Annotated in this window: 18 protein-coding genes; 12 read left to right on the forward strand and 6 right to left on the reverse strand. The window is 51.6% G+C overall.

The genetic code is table 11. From position 1 onward, the window contains the following. Positions 1–213: 213 nt before the first annotated feature. The 5 genes from FPZ45_RS01470 to FPZ45_RS01490 are packed head-to-tail and all read left to right on the forward strand — an operon-like array spanning position 214 to position 4,546. On the forward strand, positions 214–594 hold the full coding sequence (locus tag FPZ45_RS01470; RefSeq protein ID WP_144697661.1) for an RDD family protein: 381 nt from the start codon (positions 214–216) through the stop codon (positions 592–594). Positions 595–614: 20 nt separating this feature from the next. Beyond that, positions 615–1,568, forward strand: a complete 954-nt coding sequence (locus FPZ45_RS01475; protein WP_144697663.1) for an ABC transporter ATP-binding protein — start codon at positions 615–617, stop codon at positions 1,566–1,568. After that, the gene (locus tag FPZ45_RS01480) at positions 1,565–2,338 is read left to right on the forward strand and encodes an ABC transporter permease (protein ID WP_144697665.1); all 774 of its coding nucleotides are present in this window, start codon (positions 1,565–1,567) and stop codon (positions 2,336–2,338) included. Before FPZ45_RS01475 ends, FPZ45_RS01480 begins: the two co-directional genes overlap by 4 nt. Positions 2,339–2,394: 56 nt before the next feature. After that, positions 2,395–3,105, forward strand: a complete 711-nt coding sequence (locus tag FPZ45_RS01485; RefSeq protein WP_144697667.1) for a response regulator transcription factor — start codon at positions 2,395–2,397, stop codon at positions 3,103–3,105. Next, positions 3,083–4,546: a sensor histidine kinase gene (locus FPZ45_RS01490; RefSeq protein ID WP_144697669.1), complete on the forward strand. Its 1,464-nt coding sequence runs from the start codon at positions 3,083–3,085 to the stop codon at positions 4,544–4,546. The genes FPZ45_RS01485 and FPZ45_RS01490 overlap by 23 nt, the downstream gene beginning before the upstream one ends. 54 nt (positions 4,547–4,600) lie before the next feature. Here FPZ45_RS01490 and FPZ45_RS01495 read toward each other — a convergent pair whose 3' ends face one another. Both FPZ45_RS01495 and FPZ45_RS01500 read right to left on the reverse strand, forming a co-directional pair. Continuing rightward, positions 4,601–6,028: a sensor histidine kinase gene (locus tag FPZ45_RS01495; protein ID WP_144697672.1), complete on the reverse strand. Its 1,428-nt coding sequence runs from the start codon at positions 6,026–6,028 to the stop codon at positions 4,601–4,603. A 1-nt stretch (position 6,029) separates the two neighbouring features. Then, the gene (locus tag FPZ45_RS01500; protein ID WP_144697674.1) at positions 6,030–6,743 is read right to left on the reverse strand and encodes a response regulator transcription factor; all 714 of its coding nucleotides are present in this window, start codon (positions 6,741–6,743) and stop codon (positions 6,030–6,032) included. 177 nt (positions 6,744–6,920) lie between these two features. Here FPZ45_RS01500 and FPZ45_RS01505 point away from each other — a divergent pair, with 177 nt between their 5' ends. The 7 genes from FPZ45_RS01505 (at position 6,921) to FPZ45_RS01535 (ending at position 15,717) form a co-directional block, all read left to right on the forward strand. Beyond that, positions 6,921–7,787 (forward strand): carbohydrate ABC transporter permease, encoded by an 867-nt coding sequence (locus FPZ45_RS01505; RefSeq protein ID WP_144697676.1) that lies wholly within the window; start codon positions 6,921–6,923, stop codon positions 7,785–7,787. A gap of 34 nt (positions 7,788–7,821) precedes the next feature. Beyond that, a complete protein-coding gene (locus FPZ45_RS01510; RefSeq protein WP_144698337.1) occupies positions 7,822–8,676 on the forward strand; it encodes a carbohydrate ABC transporter permease in 855 nt (284 codons plus the stop codon). Positions 8,677–8,695: 19 nt separating this feature from the next. Further along, positions 8,696–9,799 carry an efflux RND transporter periplasmic adaptor subunit gene (locus FPZ45_RS01515; RefSeq protein ID WP_186438180.1) on the forward strand — a complete coding sequence of 368 codons (1,104 nt, stop codon included), beginning with the start codon at positions 8,696–8,698 and terminating at the stop codon, positions 9,797–9,799. A 13-nt stretch (positions 9,800–9,812) separates the two neighbouring features. After that, entirely contained in the window at positions 9,813–11,192 is a 1,380-nt protein-coding gene (locus tag FPZ45_RS01520; protein ID WP_186438181.1) for an ABC transporter substrate-binding protein, read from the forward strand. Between the two features lie 229 nt (positions 11,193–11,421). Further along, the gene (locus FPZ45_RS01525; RefSeq protein ID WP_144697682.1) at positions 11,422–13,056 is read left to right on the forward strand and encodes a carbohydrate-binding protein; all 1,635 of its coding nucleotides are present in this window, start codon (positions 11,422–11,424) and stop codon (positions 13,054–13,056) included. Positions 13,057–13,331: 275 nt separating this feature from the next. Then, positions 13,332–13,643: a YbjQ family protein gene (locus tag FPZ45_RS01530; RefSeq protein ID WP_144697684.1), complete on the forward strand. Its 312-nt coding sequence runs from the start codon at positions 13,332–13,334 to the stop codon at positions 13,641–13,643. A gap of 34 nt (positions 13,644–13,677) precedes the next feature. Continuing rightward, positions 13,678–15,717 carry a M13 family metallopeptidase gene (locus tag FPZ45_RS01535; protein WP_144697686.1) on the forward strand — a complete coding sequence of 680 codons (2,040 nt, stop codon included), beginning with the start codon at positions 13,678–13,680 and terminating at the stop codon, positions 15,715–15,717. 109 nt (positions 15,718–15,826) lie between these two features. Here the strand turns inward: FPZ45_RS01535 and ssuD are convergent, their stop codons facing one another. The 4 genes from ssuD to FPZ45_RS01555 are packed head-to-tail and all read right to left on the reverse strand — an operon-like array spanning position 15,827 to position 19,623. Then, on the reverse strand, positions 15,827–16,957 hold the full coding sequence (gene ssuD / locus FPZ45_RS01540; protein ID WP_144697688.1) for an FMNH2-dependent alkanesulfonate monooxygenase: 1,131 nt from the start codon (positions 16,955–16,957) through the stop codon (positions 15,827–15,829). Between the two features lie 12 nt (positions 16,958–16,969). Further along, complete coding sequence (locus FPZ45_RS01545) at positions 16,970–17,776, reverse strand: ABC transporter ATP-binding protein (RefSeq protein WP_144697690.1); 807 nt, start codon at positions 17,774–17,776, stop codon at positions 16,970–16,972. Between the two features lie 23 nt (positions 17,777–17,799). After that, complete coding sequence (locus FPZ45_RS01550) at positions 17,800–18,885, reverse strand: taurine ABC transporter substrate-binding protein (RefSeq protein WP_144697692.1); 1,086 nt, start codon at positions 18,883–18,885, stop codon at positions 17,800–17,802. Positions 18,886–18,942: 57 nt separating this feature from the next. Continuing rightward, positions 18,943–19,623, reverse strand: coding sequence for an ABC transporter permease subunit (locus FPZ45_RS01555; RefSeq protein WP_342780015.1), 681 nt, complete (start codon positions 19,621–19,623; stop codon positions 18,943–18,945). Positions 19,624–19,834: the final 211 nt, after the last annotated feature.

Genomic DNA, 19,834 nt, shown 5'->3' on the forward strand with positions numbered 1-19,834 from the left:
TCAGGCATGCCGGTCAGCGGCATGTCTGATTCGCCGTTTAAAACCGAAACGAAGGCCAAGAAAGTGCCCTGGCTAGACGGGTTCCGGGCTTATGCGCCGCATGCGATTCCGAACTTCAGCGAATCTTCAGCTTTCGTTTAGGTCCACTTCATATGGCTCGTTCTATAATTCTCGTAGTTGTTAACTCACATCCAACGAGAGGGGCAATTCTAGATGGAACAAGAAAATGATTATGCGGGATTTTGGATTCGGCTATTCGCCTTTCTGATCGACTCTGTACTCTTCTATGGCGTTGTCTGGGTATTTGGACGAGGAGGGCTTAACGGACAGACTGGCGGGTTGTTGTTCTCGCTCTACTTGGTTGTCGCAACACTGTTCTTCGGCCGGACGATCGGTAAACTAGTTGTCGGCATTCGCGTCATCCGTCAAAACGGCGAGAACCCCCCTTGGTGGGTGGTAATCCTGCGCGAGGTGCTCGGAAAGTGGCTTTCGGCGCTATTGCTCGGTTTCGGCTTCCTGATGGCAGGCTTTGATGGACAGAAACGGGCGTTGCACGATCATATCGGCCGTACGTACGTGGTGAAGACGCGATGAGGAGGAGTGGCGCGAGCAAGATGGCAAATCGCGAAACCGCCGTTCGCGCGGATAAGCCTGCGATCGAAGTCATCGGCGCGACAAAGGTGCTTAATGGCAGGAAGATTATCGACCGGCTTTCCTTTTCCGTAGAGCGAGGAGAGATCTACGGTTTCCTCGGCCCGAATGGAGCAGGGAAAACGACGACGATTAGGATGATGGTCGGCCTGATCCGAATGAATGAGGGGGATATCCGCATACAGGGACACAGCATCCGAACGGATCGGAAGAGAGCGCTGGCGGAAGTCGGCGCGATCGTCGAGAACCCGGAGCTGTACCGATATTTGACTGGTCGGCAAAATCTACAGCAATATGCAAACCTGTGCGAACGCCCAATTGACCGGCAGCGGATCGATGAAGTCATCCGGCTCGTTCGGCTTGAGGACGCCATCGATCGGAAGGTGCGGACATATTCACTCGGCATGCGGCAACGGCTAGGAATCGCACAGGCGATTCTGCACCGCCCATCCTTGCTGCTGCTCGACGAGCCTACGAATGGGCTCGATCCCGCGGGCATCCGCGAGCTTCGGGATTATCTCCGGCAGCTCGCCCGGGAGGAGAATATGGCGATTGTCGTCTCCAGCCATCTGTTGTCCGAAATCGAGTTGCTGTGCGATCGGGTCATCATCATACAGAAAGGCCGATTCGTAGCGGAGCGGACCTTAAAAGAGGAGGCCACGACGGACGTGCTGTCGTTCGAGATCGAACTTGCGGAGTCGGACGAAAACAAGGATCGGATGGCGCAGCACCTCGAATCGCGTGGCTTCGAGAAGGTTGACGATTCCGGACGCTGGACGATCCCGATTCGCAAAGAACACGTGCCTGCGCTTATCGAGTCGCTCGTTCAAGATCGCGTGCCGCTCATGCAAGCACGCATCCGAACGACTGCGCTGGAGGATCTGTTCCTCCGGCTGACCGAGGAGGGAATCCGATGAGGAGAATACTGTTTCCGCTGCTGCGCAACGAATTGACGAAATTGTTCGCGAGGCCAAGGAGCGTGATGTTCTTGGTGTTTCTCGCAGCGTTTGCCGTCATATCCGGCATCATCGCCGAGAAGACGACAAGCGTGATGGGGGCGTACGGCTTGGCTATCCGTACCTTGGACATCGGGCGTTACTTCGTGCTTGCTTTTACAGTCGTGCTCGCCGCACAGACGATCGCGGACGAGTTCCGGGACGGAACGATTAAGCTGCTTCTGATTCGTCCGCGCAGCCGAGGCGCTATTATGCTCTCGAAGTGGGGAGCCGTCGTTACGCTGCTCTGTATGTCGTTGCTGCTCCTGCTGCTCGCGAGCCTAGCCGTCGGCGTGCTGCTTCTGCCTCGAGGGACGGACGGATACACGCTATGGGTGGTCATTCGAGTGTATCTGTACACGTTGCCGAACCTGCTGTTCTACGTGGGCTTATCATTGTTGGTCGGCGTTCTGACGGCCAGTGTGCCGCTCTCCATTACGCTTGTGGTCATATTGAACTTCATGGGATCCACCTTCACGAGGCTCGCCTCCGGTTACCCCTGGTCTCAATGGCTTGTATTCCGCCATCTGGATCTTCGCGGGCACGATCCTTCTTTGCTTGTCCGCGGCACCGTCGACGACGCGACGGTCGGCTGGTTACCGCTAACGGAATCCGCGGCTATCGTGGTCGTTTACCTAATCGTCTGCTTGGCGGTTACGGCTTATGTTTTCGGACGCAAAGAGGTAAAATGAGAACGACTTGAACTTTCGGTCCAACTGTCTAACCCGCCGAAGGGAGCGAAATAGATATGAAGTATACGATTCTTATCGTCGAGGACGACCCGGCGTTAATTGAACTGCTTCGGCTTTATCTGGAGACAGAATTCACCGTCCTATCGACAGGCAATGGCCATGAGGCGATGGAGGTAGTGGCGCGGCAGCACGTTGATCTGGCCATCGCAGATATCATGATGCCCGGCATGGACGGGCTTCAATGGGTCAGAACCGTGCGGGAACGGCATCGTTTCCCCATACTGATCCTGTCTGCCCGCGATCAGGACCACGACAAAATTCTCGGTCTCGGTCTCGGCGCCGACGACTACCTGACGAAGCCTTTTAATCCGCTCGAGGTGACGGCCCGCGTGCAGGCTATGCTGCGCCGGGCGTACCGGTTTGGATCGCCGGACGATCGAACGGATATGGAGGAAGAGCCGATCCAAGCGGGAGAGTTGACGCTGGACCCCAAGAGTTGCACGCTGTATCGAGACGGAGAGGCGGTTACGCTCACTTCGACCGAATATAAGATTATCGCTTTTCTGATGCGGTACCCGAACCGAGTCTTGACGCGCAAGCGCATTTACGAGTCGGTGTGGGACGACGCGTTCGCTTACGACGACAACACGATTATGGTGCATATTAGCAATCTTCGGGAGAAGATCGAGCGCGACCCGAAGACGCCGGCATACATTCGAACAATCAGAGGGCTGGGGTACAAATTTGAAGCGCCTGAGATGGATTAAAAGAAAGCGGAGGCTGCAAACGTCGCTCGTATTCGATTTCATCGCTGTCAATATCGCGCTCTTCTTCATTCTAATCACTTATCTGGTGTTAGCCATCGTGGATGCTTTCTCGCATTCGACCTTTAGCAGCGAGTCAGTAAGACTGGACACAGCCTTTTACGAGAATGCAGCGAAAAGCGGGAAGGATCTGCAGAGGTTAGAAAAAAGCGGCGGCTGGCTTGAACTGCTAAGCGAGGACCGGCGGATCGTTCGGATTGTGGGACAACCGGGCGAGGTACGCCAAGGCTACACGGCGACTGAACTGCTGCGCGCGCTATCGAATGCGGAAGGACAGCGCTACTACTACGCCATTGCGCCGGTTTCCGGCAACGATGTGAAGGATTCGGCTCGTTATTTGTTGTTTAAGGCGCCGATGGAGCGCGTGTCGGCGGACGCCTATTTGCAGACCGAGCCTTTCGCGCAGAACGGGGAGGCCGACACTTCCCCGCGGTCGCAAATTTACTTCTATGGAGCGGTCGGGCTCATTCTGCTTGTTATTGTGCTTTACAGCTACTGGGTCGCGCGCCGAATCCGCAAGCCTTTGAATGCGATCGCCCGGGGACTCGGACGTATGACGGCAGGAGACCTCGGAGCACGCCTGGAAATCCGAGCGGAGAGAGAGTTCCGGCAGATCGGAGATGCGTTCAACTACATGGCGAGCGAGTTGGAGCGAACGACGCGGGAGAAGAAGCAGTTGGAGGAAAGCCGGCAACGGCTTATCGTTGATCTGTCGCATGACCTGCAAACGCCGATCACGAGCATTCGCGGATATTCGCAAGCGCTTCTTGAGGGGCGGATAAGCGACAAGGAAACAGGTCGGCGATATGTGGAATACATCTACCGGAAGTCCGGTCAGTTGACCGTGCTTGTCCGAAGCATGCTGGAACTGTTCAAGCTGGATTCACCGGATTATCGACTTAAGCTGGTGCGTGAAGATGTTGCGGATGTCCTGAGGGAGACTGTAGCCGACATGTATGAAGATGTGGAGCGTAACGGCTTCGGGTTGCGAACGGAAATTCCCGATCGTGCGGTGTATGCCGTGATTGAGCGGGAAGCACTGCACCGCGTACTCGCCAACTTAATCGGCAACGCACTGAAGTATAACCCCCCGGGTACGGAGCTGCGAATCGAGCTGCGGGAAGAGGCGGACGTCGTTCGGATCGAGATCGCCGACACAGGTGTCGGAATCGCGCCGGATCTGCGGAATCGGATCTTTGATCCGTTCGTACGCGGAGATGAATCTCGGGGAGGCGAGGGAGGGACAGGGCTCGGACTTTCCATCGCTGAACGGTTGTTGCAGAAAATGGGGGGATCGATCAAGCTGCTTCCGGAAGGGGAGGGACGTGAGATCGGCGTGACGACGACGTTTGTCGTCTCGCTGGCGAAGACGCCGCGGGCTTGACGTCGTCAGGCGCTGACTTAGCGGCAAACACCTCCGCCGTCGTCACGGAAAATGCTAGATAAGGGTTGGGAATCGCATAACAAACGCCGCGCCGCCGCCCGGCTCGTTATGGGCCGAGATGCGGCCGCGGCACCGCTCGACGATGGCCCGGGAAATCGCCAGGCCGAGCCCGGTCTCGCCATTCTTACCTTTCGCAAACCGTTGGAAGAGCTGGGATAATAACGGTTCGGGAATCCCTTCGCCGTCGTCCGAGATACCGATGTCGACTCCTTCAGCGTCGGCTGAAGCTTGGATACGAATCGTTGCCTTGGCATACCGAGTCGCGTTGCCCAGGATGTTAATGAGCGCTTGCAGCAGTTTCTCGCGATCCGCATAGATCAACGGATCTTGGTCGTTGTCGAGTCCGTGTATTTCAATGTGCAAGCCGCTCTTGACGAGCAGCGGATTGATGCGCTCCAACGTCTCCGCGATCAACTCCCGTACCGGGACGCGATCCATATGGAATATGCCTTCTTCGCTTTCTAGCTTGGCGAGAAGAATCATCTCCGTCACGATTTTTTTCAACCGTTCGCATTCCTTAACGATGACATTTAGACCTTTACTGGCCTGCTCCCCTGTAAAAATGCCATCCTTGATGCCCTCTGCGTACCCCTGGATGGACATAAGCGGAGTCTTCAATTCGTGCGAGGCGTTCTGGAAAAACTGCTTTTGCGTGTGCTGATATTTCTCCAATTCGCCGGCGAGATCGTAAACAGCCTTCGCCACTTCACCGACCTCGCCTCCCGTTTCAACAAGCTGAACTTCGGAGAAACGGCGTTTCTCCACTTTGTTCAATTCCTTCCTCAGATTCCCTAGCGGTTTGACGAGTCTTCTCGTGATGAGAATGCTCAGCAGGAAAGCGACAATCCCGCCGATGGACAGGATGATCATCAACCGTTTAAATAAGGCGAGCTGCATCGCCTTAATTTTACTTAGCGGGGTTGCCACCACTGCCGTGACATCTTGCCCGTCAGGATCGACGCCCTGTTTGTTCGTTAACGTTTCGATGATATATTTGTCTTCTTTTCCTTGCGATAATCCTCCGGCGCTGGGAATGTCCAGCTTCTTCGATAATTCCATCAATTCTGCCGTTGCTTCGCTGGACAGATTCGTGTAGACAACTTTCTCACCGGGCGCGATCAGTAGCGCGTTCGTGATTCCGACCGAAGGCGCCGTATTAACGCTTTTCGGCACATCTGTCTTTTGTCCCGGTACCTGCACGCCTGAAGATTTTCCCTGTACCTGTCCCTCAGGTTCTAGCGTCGATATGAGCGGCGCAACCGGAGATAAATTCATCAGCAGATTGGCTTGGTCTCGCAGTTCTTTCCGCTGGTTTTCCACCAAATTATCAAGCAGCAGCGGATAGATCAGAACAGCGGTAATCGCCAGAATACATAGCAGCAGTAGCGCAAATGAAAAATTAAGCCGATAGATCATTTTCATCTTATTGCCCCGTCCTTTCCATGCGCAGCCGGTAGCCGTGTCCCCATACCGTATCGACCGGAAGCTCTTTTATTTTTCTGCGCAGCCGTTTCACCAAATCGTCGATAGCCCGGTCGCTCCCGTAATAATTGTCTCCCCAAATCAACGTAAGCAGCTCATCCCGGGTAAACGCCCGATTCGGCTGCTCGGTTAACGTCTGCAACAGATTAAATTCCTTCAGCGTAATTTCCACTTCTTCCTCACGCCAGAAAACGCGCCGTTCTTCCAGAACGAGCCGCAGTTCGCCAACTTCGAAAGTCGCATGTCCCGGCCGCAGAGCAACGGGATTATCCATCGCTTGGAGAATCGAGCTGACCCGGTGGAACAAGCGATTCACGCGCGCGACCAACTCTCTCGGGCTGAACGGCTTCGTCAAGTAATCGTCGCCTCCGAGTTCGATGCCGAGGATGCGATCGACTTCTTCATCGCGCGCCGAGATCAAGATAATCGGAACTTCCGCTTCTTTGCGGATTTGCCGGCATAGATCGAAGCCATTCATCCCCGGAAGCATGATATCCAGAATCCACATATCGGGCGGATCGTTCTTCCATAGCTCCAATGCGTCTTCCGCCGTCGATAATGTAATCGTATGGTATCCTTCTTTAAGCAAATAAGCCTCTACGATTTCCCGGATCTGGGCATCATCGTCGACTACGGCGATTTGATAGGACTTCATGCGGCAACCTCCTAACGTTTATCGAAAAACATTTTACCATACAAAAATCGGCCAAGACCCGATTCCACACTTTTTCCACATTGCTCTCATATTTACTCCCCGGATTTGCATGTACACTAATCCTCGTAAACCCGATTCCCGCAGTTCGTTTACCGGCTCCTGATAGGAGGGTTCATCATGAAATTGCGTCGTCTTGCTCGCAGGGAGCTTCTGGCAGCACTCTGTTTTCTAGCTCCGAGTCTGTTCGGATTTTCCGTTTTTTATCTTATCCCGTTCGGTCAGAGCGTCCTCACCTCGTTCCAGGATCGAATAGGAGGAAGTTTCACGTTGGTCAACTACGAAGAACTGCTCCTCAGTTCCTCATTTCAGAAAGCGGCATCCAACACGTTCTGGTTCACCGCGATCAGCGTGCCGATTCTCGTCGCCGTATCGCTCTTATTGGCATTGCTTTTGAATCAACGGGTGTTCATTCGGAACTGGCTTCGGACCGCTTATGTACTGCCGCTTGTTGTGCCGGTCGCTTCGATCGTGCTTGTGTGGCAAATCTTGTTCGATTGGAATGGCGCATTAAACGCCGTTTTGCAGCATTTTGGCTTTGACCGCCAAGACTGGATGAAATCCGAATGGGCCGGCTTTGTGATCGTGCTTGTCTATGTATGGAAGAACATCGGATACAATGTCATCTTATTCCTGGCCGGTTTGCAGAACATTCCGGATCAATATTATGAGATCGCCGATCTGGAAGGGGCAGGTCCCGTTCGCAAGCTGTTCGGAATTACGCTCACGTATTTGACGCCGACGACGTTTCTGGTCGTGCTCATGTCCGTGCTGAATTCGTTCAAGGTGTTCCGCGAGACGTATCTCGTCGCCGGTGCTTACCCGTATGACCGCATCTACATGATGCAGCATTACATGAACAATATGTTCCTGTCCCTCGATATCCAGAAGGTTTCGTCCGCGGCGGTGTTGATGGCGCTTTGTATTATGGCGCTCGTATTCGTCCTGTTCCGCACGGAGCGGATTTTCCGCTCTTATATGGAGTAAGAGCAAGAAAGAGTTGAAAGAGGTGAATGACGTGATGAAGCAATGGGTCACGCCGCTGTTGCGCTCGTTGTTGCTGATCGCCATCGCCGTCCTACTGCTGATGCCCGTCGTCTTGAACGTCGTCAGCTCCTTCATGACGGAACGGGAAATTCTGGCGAATTACGGCATGCTAGGCAAAACCGACACGAGCGTATTCGTCAATCTCAAATGGATTCCCGACTGGGTGTCGTTCCAACAGTATGACAAAGTATTGATCGCGACGCCGAAATTTCTATACCTATTCTGGAATTCCGTATGGTTGGTCGCTCCCATTATCATTGGACAAGCGGTGGTGGCAACGCTCGCCGCGTTCGCGTTCGGGAAGCTGCGTTTCCCCGGCAGGAATGGATTGTTCTTCCTCTACTTGATGACGATGCTGATGCCGTTCCAAGTAACGCTCGTGCCTAACTACTTGATGGTCGATCGGCTGGGCCTCCTGAATCATTCCGGTTCTATCATACTACCCGGCGTGTTCGCCGCCTTCGGCGTGTTTCTGCTTCGGCAATTTATGCTCCACATCCATTCGGCTTATATCGAAGCGGCCAAAATGGACGGGGCGGGATATTTACGCATATTCGTATCGGTTGCGCTGCCGATGGTGAAGCCCGGTATCGCCGCGCTCATCGTGCTTTTGTTCGTCGACTACTGGAACATGGTTGAGCAGCCGCTTATTTTTCTGCAGGATGCCGCGATGCAGCCGCTCTCGGTCTTCCTCTCCCGTATCCAGGAAGAAACGCTTGGCGTCTCGTTTGCCGTCTCGGTTGTGTATATGACGCCCATGGTGCTTCTGTTCTTAAGTGCCGAACGGTATTTTATCGAAGGAATCCAGCTTTCCGGCGTGAAAGGCTGAGCGAAAGGAGATGGGCAACATGGTATCTCGAAAACAACGGATTTCCGGCATTGCATTGGCTGTGTTCCTCCTCCTATTGGCGGGGTTGACGTTGTTCAGCCAAACGATTCAAACCGCCTTGCTGCCCAAAGTGACGACGGAGAAACCCGCGAAAAAAACGTTGGCACATCGAATCGAAGGCAGCGGGTCCATCACGCCGCGGCGGCAGACCGAGGTGAAAAGCGATAATGGCTGGAAGGTGGCGAAGGTACATGTCCGTAATGAGGAGCAAGTAAAGAAAGATCAGGTTCTTGTTACATTCGATGGAACGGAGGCGCAGCAGCAGCTTCTCGACGCGGAAGATGACCTGAAGAAAAGGAATTTGAATCGGGAGGTGCTGCAAGAACAGTTCGTGGACGCCCAACGATCAGGGGATGAGGTCGCCATTCGCAAGGCGATACGCGACCTGGAACTGGAGCAGCTGGATCGGGACATCGCGATGCGAAGAATTGAAAACCTGCGCAAAGATTTGGCACGAAAACGTACGTTGACCGCGCCTGTGGATGGCAAAGTGACGGATCTGCAAGCCGAGGAAAGCATGAGCGTTCCCCAAGGGCAGCCGGTGCTGATACTGGTGGAAACCGGAGAGGGGTTCCAATTCAACTTCACGGTAAATCAAGATACCGCCGCCTTGATCCGAAAGGGCGAGAAAGTGACTGTGAACGTGGAAGGGGATAAGCCTCTGCAGGCGGAAGGAACCGTCGCCGAAATCAAGTCCGCTTCCCAAGGAAGCGAACCGGATGGAAGCGCCCAGACTCAGAAATCGATTGTCGTCTTCCTATCGGCCGGCGGTCTTCAAGGAGGTGAGTCCGCGAGTGTGAGCTGGGAGAAGCCGTTCGAAGAGAAGGGGCTTGTCATTCAAAAGAAATGGCTCAAAAAAGATGGAAACGGCAGTTACGTATTCATCGTTCGCGAGAAGCGAAGCTCACTAGGCAACACCTACACCGTTCAGAAGGCTTACGTGGTGACTGGCAAGGGGAACGACGAGGAGATTGTCGTGCTCGGAGGCGTTTTTCCGGAGGAAGATATTGTGACCGAGTCAAGCGAACCGTTGCAGCAAGGCAATCGGGTTCGATTAAATTGAGAGGATGATATTTGTGAAAAAAATAGGGTTGTTCGTGATGTTGTCTATCGTACTGCTAATATCTGCCTGTTCGAGCAACAGTGGAGGCAATTCGACGAACGGCGGCAACGCAATCGATTCGGGGCAGCCGAAACCGAACGAAGGCGCCGCAAACGGCGGGACAAAAACCGTCGTCCTATCTGTCATGAATAAGAATCGTTTCTTGGAAACCGCTGTGCGGGAATTTGAGAACAAGCATTCGAACATTCATATCGAAATTAAGGAATTCAAGGTATCGGAGGACGCCGGAGGAGGCGGCATGAACTTGCAGGCCATCTCGCCGGCGGACGTGGAGAAGTACGTGCAATCGGTGACGACGCAAGTCATTTCCGGAAAAGGGCCCGATCTTATTCTCATGAGCGAATTGCCCCAGGATAAATTCGTAGCCAAAAAACTGCTGGTCGATTTGAACGATCTGTTGTCCAAAGACAGCTCGATCGATCCGGACGCATTGTACACCAATATTCTGAAGGCATCCCAAGACGGAGATGGCCTGTATGCCATGCCGCTCTCCTTTGCCCTGTCTCTATTTCAGGGAGATACCGAGCTGTTGAAGAAGGCGAATATTTCAGTCGACCCCAATGAATCTTGGGACTGGAATCAATTTGTAGAAGTCGCCAAAAAGTTTAAGCAAAATAGCGAATCCGAGAAATCGATTAACCTGGCTCCCATCTCGTTGCTCTTCGATTTGATCGAGGACAATTACGCCGAGCTCGTCGGACAAGGCCAACCCAACTTCGATTCGGATCTGTTCCTCAATATGATTAAGGATATCAAGTCGATGTATGACGAAGGCTTGCTCAACGAAGAGATGTCTTTCGGAGCCGAGGCGGCCTTTCAAATGAAGGATATTTACAGCCCCGAGCAAGCCTTGACAATGCCGAATAGTCTGGCTTATTACCACAAACCGAGCGCAAGCGGAAATAAGAATGGCACAACGTTCAAATCCATGTTCAGTCTGGGGATCAACAGCCAATCCAAAGTTCAGCAGGAAGCATGGACATTCATCGCGTATTTGCTTTCCGATGAAATGCAAGAGTTGCCGGATCTCTTTGGAGTACCGATCAACAAAGCTATCGCCGATAAAAAATTTAATGATATCCAGCAAAAAATCGAGAATGGAACGCTGGAAACGATGATGCCGAAAGAGCTGTTGCCGGATGGCGAAACAGTTAAAAAACGGATTGTCGAGGTAGAAAAGCTGATCTCGGCAGCGAAATTTAGAAGCTCCAGCGATATGAAGGTGTTGATGATCGCCATGGAGGAGTTCAATAGCTTTATGAGCGGGCAAAAATCCGCTGAAGAAGTCAGCAAACTTATCCAGAACCGGGTAAAAACGTATTTGAATGAGTAACGGACATCAGAACAAGAGAAAATAAGGTTACGAAGGTTTATAGGAGCAGCGAGGGACCTCCCTAGTTGCTCCTAGTTTTCTTATCATTATCATTTTTTGTTATTTTATTGCTATAATTGTATTAAATAATCGAAAGGAGGGATTGCTTGCGATCAAGTCAATTTCCATGTAACACCACTTTAAGTAACAACTTCAAAGTGAATCTCAAAAAATGAAACGGAGGAAAAAAATGTACACATTAACTGGAAAGAGTAAACAGGTAGCCCGGATCTTAGCCAGCTTTTTAACTTTTATATTCCTATGTTCTTCTTTGGCTTCCGGTATCAAGGCTGCTGAAAGCGGTCCACAATTTAAGGTCATAGCTTTTTACAACGGAACATGGGATGCGGCTCACATTAGCTTTGTAAACGAAGCAAACAAGAGATTTCCTGAGTTTGCTAGACAGTACAATTTTTCGTATGAAGCGACAAACGATTGGAGTAAATTAAATACTTCTAATCTTTCCCAGTATAAGGTTGTTATCTTTTTAGATGATGTACCCCCTGCCGCTCAAAGACCTGCATTTGAGCAATATATGAAAAATGGCGGAGGATGGCTGGGATTTCATGTGAGTGCCTTTACCCAAAACCCGTCATCATGGAACTGGTACTATAACGAATTTTTGGGGTCGGGGTCTTTTAGGTCAAACACATGGGGCCCAACGCCAGCTGTTTTGCGTGTTGGAAACAGTACTCATCCTATTACCCGTGATTTACCAGCAACATACAAAACACCCGCAAGCGAATGGTATAGCTGGTCGGTTGATTTACGTAACAAACCCAACATAGATATCCTATATTCCGTCGATCCTGTAAGTTTTCCTCTCGGAACTGATCCCAACCAATCTTGGTACAGCGGTTTTTACCCTATCGTTTGGTCCAATAAAGATTATAAAATGATGTACGCCAATATGGGCCACAATGATATGAACTATGCAAATAACACCACGAAATCCTTTACTTTTTCGGATGAGACTCAGAACAAACTTATTATTAACGCTCTTTTATGGATGGGTGGCGGTCAACAGCCACAGCCTAACACCTTCTATAGCGTGCCTGGCACAATAGAAGCTGAAAACTATTCCAGCATGATGGGAATACAGACCGAGAGTACTTCCGATATAGGCGGAGGTCTTAATGTAGGCTGGATCGATGCGGGCGATTGGGTGAATTATCCCATCAAAGTCTCTTCATCCAATACGTACACGATAAGTTATCGAGTAGCAAGTCCAACTGGCGGTGGAAGAATTCAAGCAGAGCAAGGCAATACGGGTCGGGTCCTTGGCTCTATCGAAGTTCCTTCTACAGGCGGTTGGCAGAAATGGACCACAATTTCCCATGATGTTAATCTTTCTGCAGGAGAGCAGCAATTAAAATTATTCTTTCCCGCTGGAGGGTTTAATGTTAACTGGATTAAAATCGAACAGAAAAACATTACACCTACTATAAAAATTGAGGCAGAGAATTATACCGACAGTTATGGCGTTAAGACGCAAGCCACAACAGATGTGGGTGGGGGGCTGAATGTCGGATGGATCGACCCAGGTGACTGGATGGCTTATTCAACACCAACTAGTCTTTCTCCGGGGACTTACACAATCAGCTATAGAGTAGCTAGCCCTAATGGCAGTGAAATTCAATTTGAACGGTTTGGCGGAGGAGCAGTATTCGGTACCATTTCAGTTCCGGCAACGGGCGGATGGCAAAATTGGATTACGGTCTCCCATGATGTAGTGTTCTCATCTACAGAACAGCAAATTGCTTTAGCTTTTCCAAAGTCAGGTGGCATAAATGTGAATTGGTTCACGATAACTAGGAAACAATAGCGGAAGATGAACAAGAGCAAATAAGTTTGCGAAGATTTTAGGAGCAGCGAGGGATCTCCCTCGGCTGCTCCTATTTTTATTAGGATGAAGGCGGAGTTGCGGCATGAAACGGGTGAAGCATCCCCACTTTAACAGAACCTAAACGGCAGAAGCAAAATTAAGCTATTATTCATCGATTTGTTTAGGCTCCGTTTCAGTGACGTTGGTAGAGTAGGAAATAAGGATCCTACGTTAATGTTTTCAGCAGGCAACAAATCTATCAAGGAGGAAAACGCATGATTATTACAACAACGGCAATCGTTGAAGGTTCTCCGGTCAGGCAGTATATCGGCGTTGCTACTGGCGAAGTCATTATGGCTGCCAATGTCGGGAGAGACATTCTTGCTTCATTTAGAGATCTTGTAGGCGGGCGTTCGAAAGCCTATGAAACGAAGCTAAGGGAAGCAAGAGACGCCGCCTTTAAAGAAATGTCGGAGCAAGCTTCGCAGATGGGAGCCAATGCCGTTATCGGAGTCGATGTCAATTACGAAGTAGTTCGTCAAGGCATGCTGATGGTCGCGGTCAGCGGAACGGCAGTTATTATCTAAACATTTCACGAAAAACCGAGGAGGAATTAAATTAATGATGAAAAAAATAAAAAAGCTAGGTCTTATCACATTGGGTGCAGCTGTTATGATTTCTGCATCAGCATGTACGAGCGCTTCTAACAATGAGGTTAAAGCAACTGAAGAAGTCACAAAAAAACCAAATGAGACTAATGAAGCTTCAACAATCAGACTGCAAGACGACTTTTATGATGCTGTAAATGAGAAATGGCTTGCATCCACCGAATTGCCGGCGGATAAAGTCGTTATTGGCGGCTTAATTGACCTTGATACGAATGTAAAAAAGCTGGTGACAGCGGATTGGGTTAAAATGGCGGCTGAAGGACGCGACAAAACCGATGACGAGATCGGCAATATGGTTAAATTTTATAAACTTGCCGCTGATCGAGAAAAACTGAACAAAGAGGGATACGAGGTCATTAAGCCGGATATCGAAAAAATTAAGTCGATAAAGAGCTTAGCGGATTTTGCAAAAAATCAAAAGGATCTTTATTTGAAAGGACTTGGTTTACCATTTAGTTTTACTCTTCTGTCCGATATGAAAGATGCAACTAAACATGCGCTATACTTCGAGGCCCCTGTTCCTACAATGCCGGATAAGAGCTATTATGCACCTGAGAATCCTCAAAGCGAAATATTCTTGGGGCTATACAAGAAGATGCTGTCTGATCTATTGGTGATGGTTGGGGAAACTCAACAAGAAGCAGATCGAATTGCCGGTGAAGCTGTTGATTTCGAAAAAGAGTTCGTACTCAATACATTAAGCCCAGCTGAATATAGCAATATCGTATCGATCTATAACCCCAAAACCATTAAGGAGTTAAAAGCATACAGCAAAAACATTGATCTGGAGAAATTTGTGGTTGATGTTGTTGGCAATGTCCCTGAGCGAATTTCCGTCATTTCGGTTAAGTATTTCGAAAACTTGGATAAGATGATCAACGAGGAAAATTGGGGAAAAATAAAAAGTTGGACGTACGCGAACTTTGTATTAAAATCTGCCCCATTGCTATCCGATGATTTTGTAAAAACATCCACTCAATTGAGTAGAGCACTAGGCGGCCAAGAAAAAGTGGAAGCAACGGATGACACGGTTTATAAAATCGTAAATGCAGCATTCAAGGATGTTGTTGGAAAATACTATGCTGAGACCTACTTCGGAGCAGAAGCAAAGAAAGATGTTACGAACATGGTTGAAAGTATGATAGGCATTTACAAAGACAAGTTGGTTAAAAATGATTGGATGTCCGAGGAAACCAAGAAAGCAGCGATTAAAAAGCTGGACAACATGAAAATACACGTGGGCTATCCGGACAAGCTGGAAGACATGTATTCTTTGTTAAAAGTGGATGAAACTAAGTCGTTATTGGAGAACAATCGCTCCTTACAAACGATAAAAACGAAAAACGACTTTGCAAAATTCGATCAACCCGTTGATCGAGATGAGTGGAGAATGTCGGCAAATACGGCGAATATGACTTATCAACCGCTGACAAACACCATTACGTTTCCTGCTGCATCTCTGCAAGCGCCGTTCTATGATAAAAATCAAAGCGCAAGCGAAAATTATGGCGGTATAGGTGCTGTTATTGCACACGAAATTTCTCATGGCTTTGATCCAAATGGAGCAAAATACGATGAGGTTGGCAATTTGGTCAATTGGTGGACGGAAGAAGACTACAAGAAATATGAAGAAAAAGGACAGGCTTTTATTGACCAATACAGTAAAGTGGAGTATTTGGGCCAAAAAATCAATGGAAAACAGACCGTAACCGAAAATATTTCAGATATAGGCGGACTGATGGTAGCTCTTGAAGCGACAAAGCAGTTGCCGGATGCGAATCTGAAAGAGTTCTATCAATCGTGGGCAACCATTTGGAGACAGAAGGCGAGTGCTGCATTTGAACAATTACTTCTAACCATCGATGCTCATTCTCCAAATAAAGTCAGGGTAAATGTAGGCGTTGCTAACACCGATGATTTTTACTCCACATTTAATGTCAAAGAAGGCGATGCGATGTACATTGCCCCAGAGAACAGAGTTAGTCTTTGGTAAGACCATAACACTGAAGAAGGACGGTTTTAAGGTGGAAAAATATTAGTTCTTCATCGAAACTCCCCCCAAAGCAATCGGCGAATCCTTGGGGGGAGCTTTTTTTCGAATCTTACGCTTCTTTCGGCTTGCGGTTCTCGGCGATCAACTCGCCCATCGGCTCCCATGGCGGCGCTTCCCGCCGTATCGGATACGAGACGGGGAGACGCGGAAACAGAAGCTCGGCAATCCGATAAGCTTCTTCCAGGTGCGGGTAGCCGGACAGGATGAACGTATCGACGCCTAACGACGCGTATTCCTTCAGCCGCTCCGCGACTTCGTCTGGATTGCCTACCAGAGCCGTACCTACGCCGCCCCGTACCTGCCCGATGCCCGCCCACAGGTTGGGACTGATCTCAAGGCTGTCCCTGTGGTCCTGCACCAACTGCGTCATGCGACGCTGCCCGACGGAGTCGAAGCGGTTGAACAACGACTGGGCCTCCTGAATGTCGTCTTCGAATACGAATTGCACCAATTGCCTAGCCGCTTCCCAGGCTTCCTCGGAAGTCTCGCGCACGATGATCTGCACCCGCAGACCGACTTTGATCTGCCGGCCCAACGCTTGCGCGCGGGCTCTGACATCGGCGATCTTCTCAGCGACCATGTCCGGCGTCTCAGCCCAGGTCAAATACGTATCGATATGTTTGGCCGCGACCTGATGGCCCGCTTCCGAGGATGCGCCGATGAACAACGGGGGAGACTGCCGGTCGAACGGGACGTACTGCAGACGGGCATTCTCGACTTGAACGTGCTTGCCGCTATAGGTGACGGTCTCTCCCGTCATCAGCCGTTTCCACACATTAAGGAACTCGTCGGTCGCTTCGTAGCGTTCGCCGTGGGAGAGGTAAATGCCGTCTCCTTTCATCTCGTAAGGGTCGCCGCCGGCCACGACGTTGATCAGCAGCCTGCCGGAAGACAGCCGGTCGAATGAGGCGGCCATCCGCGCGGCGATGCTGACCGAGATGCCGCCTGGTCGTACGGCCACCAGAAACTTAAGCGTCTCTGTCGCCTGAATCAATGCCGATGCGACGACCCAGCCGTCTTCGCAGGCGTGGCCGGTCGGGACGAGCATGCCAGTGAAGCCAAGCCGGTCCACGGCTTGCGCGACTTGGCGGAAATAATGCAGGTCCGTTACTTTGGCGCTCTTTGTCGTGCCAAGGTAACGGCCGTCGCCCATCGTGGGCAAGTACCAAAAAATTTCCATGTACTTTCCTCCTCAAGTTGTTGTTCTGTCTCTGACGATGGACTGCAGCAGACGCTGGCGCAGCGGGATGTAATCTTTCGCGGCGCGCAGTTCGTGAAGGGGCAGGCCGCTCTCCGCCTGACATAGCGGATTGGCGAAATCTTCGACGAAGCGCCCGGAACCGGCCTGCATCACGAGAATTCGGCGTCCCAGCAACAGCGCTTCGTCGACATCGTGCGTAATGAAAAATATGCAGGTTCGCGTGCGCTGCCAGATGCCGATCAGATGCTGCTGCATCGTCTCTCTAGTCAGGGCATCCAGCGCGCTGAAAGGTTCGTCCATGAGCACGATGCTCGGCTGCGCCGCCAACGTTCTCGCGAGCGCCGCTCGCTGCTTCATCCCCCCGGAGAGCTGATGCGGCAGGAGGGACGCGGCCGCATCCAGCCCGACCAGGGAGAGGTAATCGGCGGTCCGGCGCTTGCGTTCCTTCTTCGGAATTCCCGCCATCCGCAAGCCGAACGCGACGTTCCCCGATATTGTGAGCCAAGGAAATAAGTTATCGTGCTGGAATACGACGCCGACTTGCGGATCGGGTTTTCGGTGCGGGACGCCATTGATGGAGACCGTGCCCTCCGTCGGTTGCAGATATCCCGCTATCATATGAAGCAGCGATGATTTGCCACAGCCCGATGGTCCCAATACGCAGACGAAATCGTCCGGCGGCAAGTCGAGGCTGATCCCTTGCAGCACCTGCCGCCGTTCGCGGCCCTCGCCGTAAGCGAGCGAGATTTCCGTCAGCCGAATACCTGCCTCCGCGGCCGTTCCTGTGCCGATTCCCATGATTGTGCAGCCTCCCCGTCGTTTTATTTCGAGTACAGATCGTTTCGAATCGCTTTTTGGAAAACGGAGACGTCCGGCGCGCTTTTGATCGATTGCTGTTCGACCAGGAAGTCGGCCGTAGCCTTCAGCAGGGCTCCGAACTCGCCGGGCTTGTCGGGCGTTCCCATGTACTTCTCGTCCGTTTGCTGGGACGCGTCGAGCACGGTAATCTCGTTCATCGCTTGAAGCGTGTCCTCCGGCGAAAGGCCCAGCTCCTGGGCAAGCGCCTCGGAAGCTTCCCGCGGATGGTCGCGGTAGAATTTAGTTCCCTCGTCGAGCACCTCAATGTACTGTTTAACCACATTCGGATATTTCGCGAGGAAATCGTTGCGAACTACGCCAAACTCGCCCGTCAGCGCTCCCTTATCGGCCACTTCCTTGGATGTAATGATGATCTTGCCGTCGTCGGCGAGCAATTTAGACTGGACGGGCTGCCAGATGTAAGCGCCGTCGATGTCCCCGCGCTGCCAAGCGGCCACCAGATCCGGCGCCTGCATGTCGATGATCTTGATCGTCGCGGGATCGATGTTCGCTTGTTTCAACGCCGACATCAAACTGAAGTGGGACGTGGAGCTGAATGTCGTGGCGATCGTTTTGCCCTTGAGGTCTTCGAGGCTGGAGATCCCGGACTTGCCCTGAACGACAAGCGCTTCGCTTTCCCCGATGACGTCGTGTATATAGTAGATTTGATCGGGCAAACCTTGGACGATTCCGGAAGCCCCCGGCGGCGTGCCGACGAGGCCGAAGTCGATGCTTCCGCTGGCGATCGCCGTATTGACGTCGCGGCCGGAGTCGAATTTCAACCAGGAGATCTTAACGTTCGGGAACTTTTTCTCGGCAAGTCCGAGCGCCTTGGCCGTCAACTCGCCGTTCGGGGATACCTGGTAGCCGATCCGAATTTCTTTCGGCAACGGGTCGGCTGCCGTCTGCGACGAAGATGGCGGCTTAGAGGAGGCATCGCTTCGACCGCCGGCATCGTTGGCGGAGCCACAGGCCGCGGCGACCAGCAGCAGCGCGGTCATGAATGAAAAAGCGAACAAACGGGCAAGCTTGCGGTTTAATCGGTTCATATTGGTCCTCTCCTCGTAAACATGGGTTAAAGATCGGCGACTTTATCGCAGGTCTTGTTAATGCTCAATCCAGGGCGATACCCGGCGAATCAGCAGCCGGATGGCCGAATCGATGAGAATGGCGATAATGCCCATAATGATGATGACGGCGTAAATGATGTCGATCCGTAAATACTTGCTCGCATCCAGCACCACCCAACCGATTCCTGATATGGCCGCCACCATCTCGGCCGCGACCAGCGTAGCGTAAGTGACGCCGACCGATGTTCTTAGGCCGGTTAGCAAATCGGGAAGACAGGAAGGGAAAACGACGAATGCGTACAGCTTGAGTCCGTTCGCCCCGAGTGTTCTGGCGCCGTTGATCCGGTCGACCGGAATGCGCCTTGCGCTGTATACGGCCGCGATGAACATCGGCGCGAATCCGCTCAAGAATAGCAGAACCACCTTGGACGTATCTCCGATGCCGAACCAGAGCACGAGCAGCGAGTAGTACGCCAGCGGAGGTAGCGGCCGGTAAAATTCGATAATCGGATCGAAGACGGCTCGGACCCAGCGGCTTCTGCCGCACACAATCCCCAGCGGAACGGCGGTGACGAACACGAATGCCATGGCGATCGCGATGCGTCGCAAGCTTGCTCCGATGTGTCCCGGCAACGTACTGCCCTTGTAGCCTTGGCGCGCGATATCCCCGAACGCCGACCAGACTTCGGCGGGCGAAGGCAGGAACAGAGGATTCACCCAGCGGTACCGGCTGGCGATCCACCAGATCGCGAAAATAGTTAAGACGGTGCATCCGGAAACGGCGAAATACCGGACATTTCCTAGGCCGTTGGATCGGATGATTTTCAGGGCACGAGACTGAGGCGCGGCCAGACGATCACTCCCTTTTGTTAAATAATATTAATCACATTGATATAGTTGGTTTTAATTGCAAAAAAATAAGAAACGT

It is taken from the genome of Cohnella terricola, assembly GCF_007786475.1.
GTDB classification, from domain to species: Bacteria; Bacillota; Bacilli; order Paenibacillales; family Paenibacillaceae; genus Cohnella; species Cohnella terricola.

What these genes read in the sequence shown, in the direction of transcription:
- FPZ45_RS01470 (WP_144697661.1), top strand. Translation starts at nt 214, where the DNA reads ATGGAACAAGAAAATGATTATGCGGGATTTTGGATTCGGCTATTCGCC.
- FPZ45_RS01475 (WP_144697663.1), top strand. Translation starts at nt 615, where the DNA reads ATGGCAAATCGCGAAACCGCCGTTCGCGCGGATAAGCCTGCGATCGAA.
- FPZ45_RS01480 (WP_144697665.1), top strand. Translation starts at nt 1,565, where the DNA reads ATGAGGAGAATACTGTTTCCGCTGCTGCGCAACGAATTGACGAAATTG.
- FPZ45_RS01485 (WP_144697667.1), top strand. Translation starts at nt 2,395, where the DNA reads ATGAAGTATACGATTCTTATCGTCGAGGACGACCCGGCGTTAATTGAA.
- FPZ45_RS01495 (WP_144697672.1), bottom strand. Translation starts at nt 6,028, where the DNA reads ATGAAAATGATCTATCGGCTTAATTTTTCATTTGCGCTACTGCTGCTA.
- FPZ45_RS01500 (WP_144697674.1), bottom strand. Translation starts at nt 6,743, where the DNA reads ATGAAGTCCTATCAAATCGCCGTAGTCGACGATGATGCCCAGATCCGG.
- FPZ45_RS01505 (WP_144697676.1), top strand. Translation starts at nt 6,921, where the DNA reads ATGAAATTGCGTCGTCTTGCTCGCAGGGAGCTTCTGGCAGCACTCTGT.
- FPZ45_RS01510 (WP_144698337.1), top strand. Translation starts at nt 7,822, where the DNA reads ATGAAGCAATGGGTCACGCCGCTGTTGCGCTCGTTGTTGCTGATCGCC.
- FPZ45_RS01515 (WP_186438180.1), top strand. Translation starts at nt 8,696, where the DNA reads ATGGTATCTCGAAAACAACGGATTTCCGGCATTGCATTGGCTGTGTTC.
- FPZ45_RS01525 (WP_144697682.1), top strand. Translation starts at nt 11,422, where the DNA reads ATGTACACATTAACTGGAAAGAGTAAACAGGTAGCCCGGATCTTAGCC.
- FPZ45_RS01530 (WP_144697684.1), top strand. Translation starts at nt 13,332, where the DNA reads ATGATTATTACAACAACGGCAATCGTTGAAGGTTCTCCGGTCAGGCAG.
- FPZ45_RS01535 (WP_144697686.1), top strand. Translation starts at nt 13,678, where the DNA reads ATGATGAAAAAAATAAAAAAGCTAGGTCTTATCACATTGGGTGCAGCT.
- ssuD (WP_144697688.1), bottom strand. Translation starts at nt 16,957, where the DNA reads ATGGAAATTTTTTGGTACTTGCCCACGATGGGCGACGGCCGTTACCTT.
- FPZ45_RS01545 (WP_144697690.1), bottom strand. Translation starts at nt 17,776, where the DNA reads ATGGGAATCGGCACAGGAACGGCCGCGGAGGCAGGTATTCGGCTGACG.
- FPZ45_RS01550 (WP_144697692.1), bottom strand. Translation starts at nt 18,885, where the DNA reads ATGAACCGATTAAACCGCAAGCTTGCCCGTTTGTTCGCTTTTTCATTC.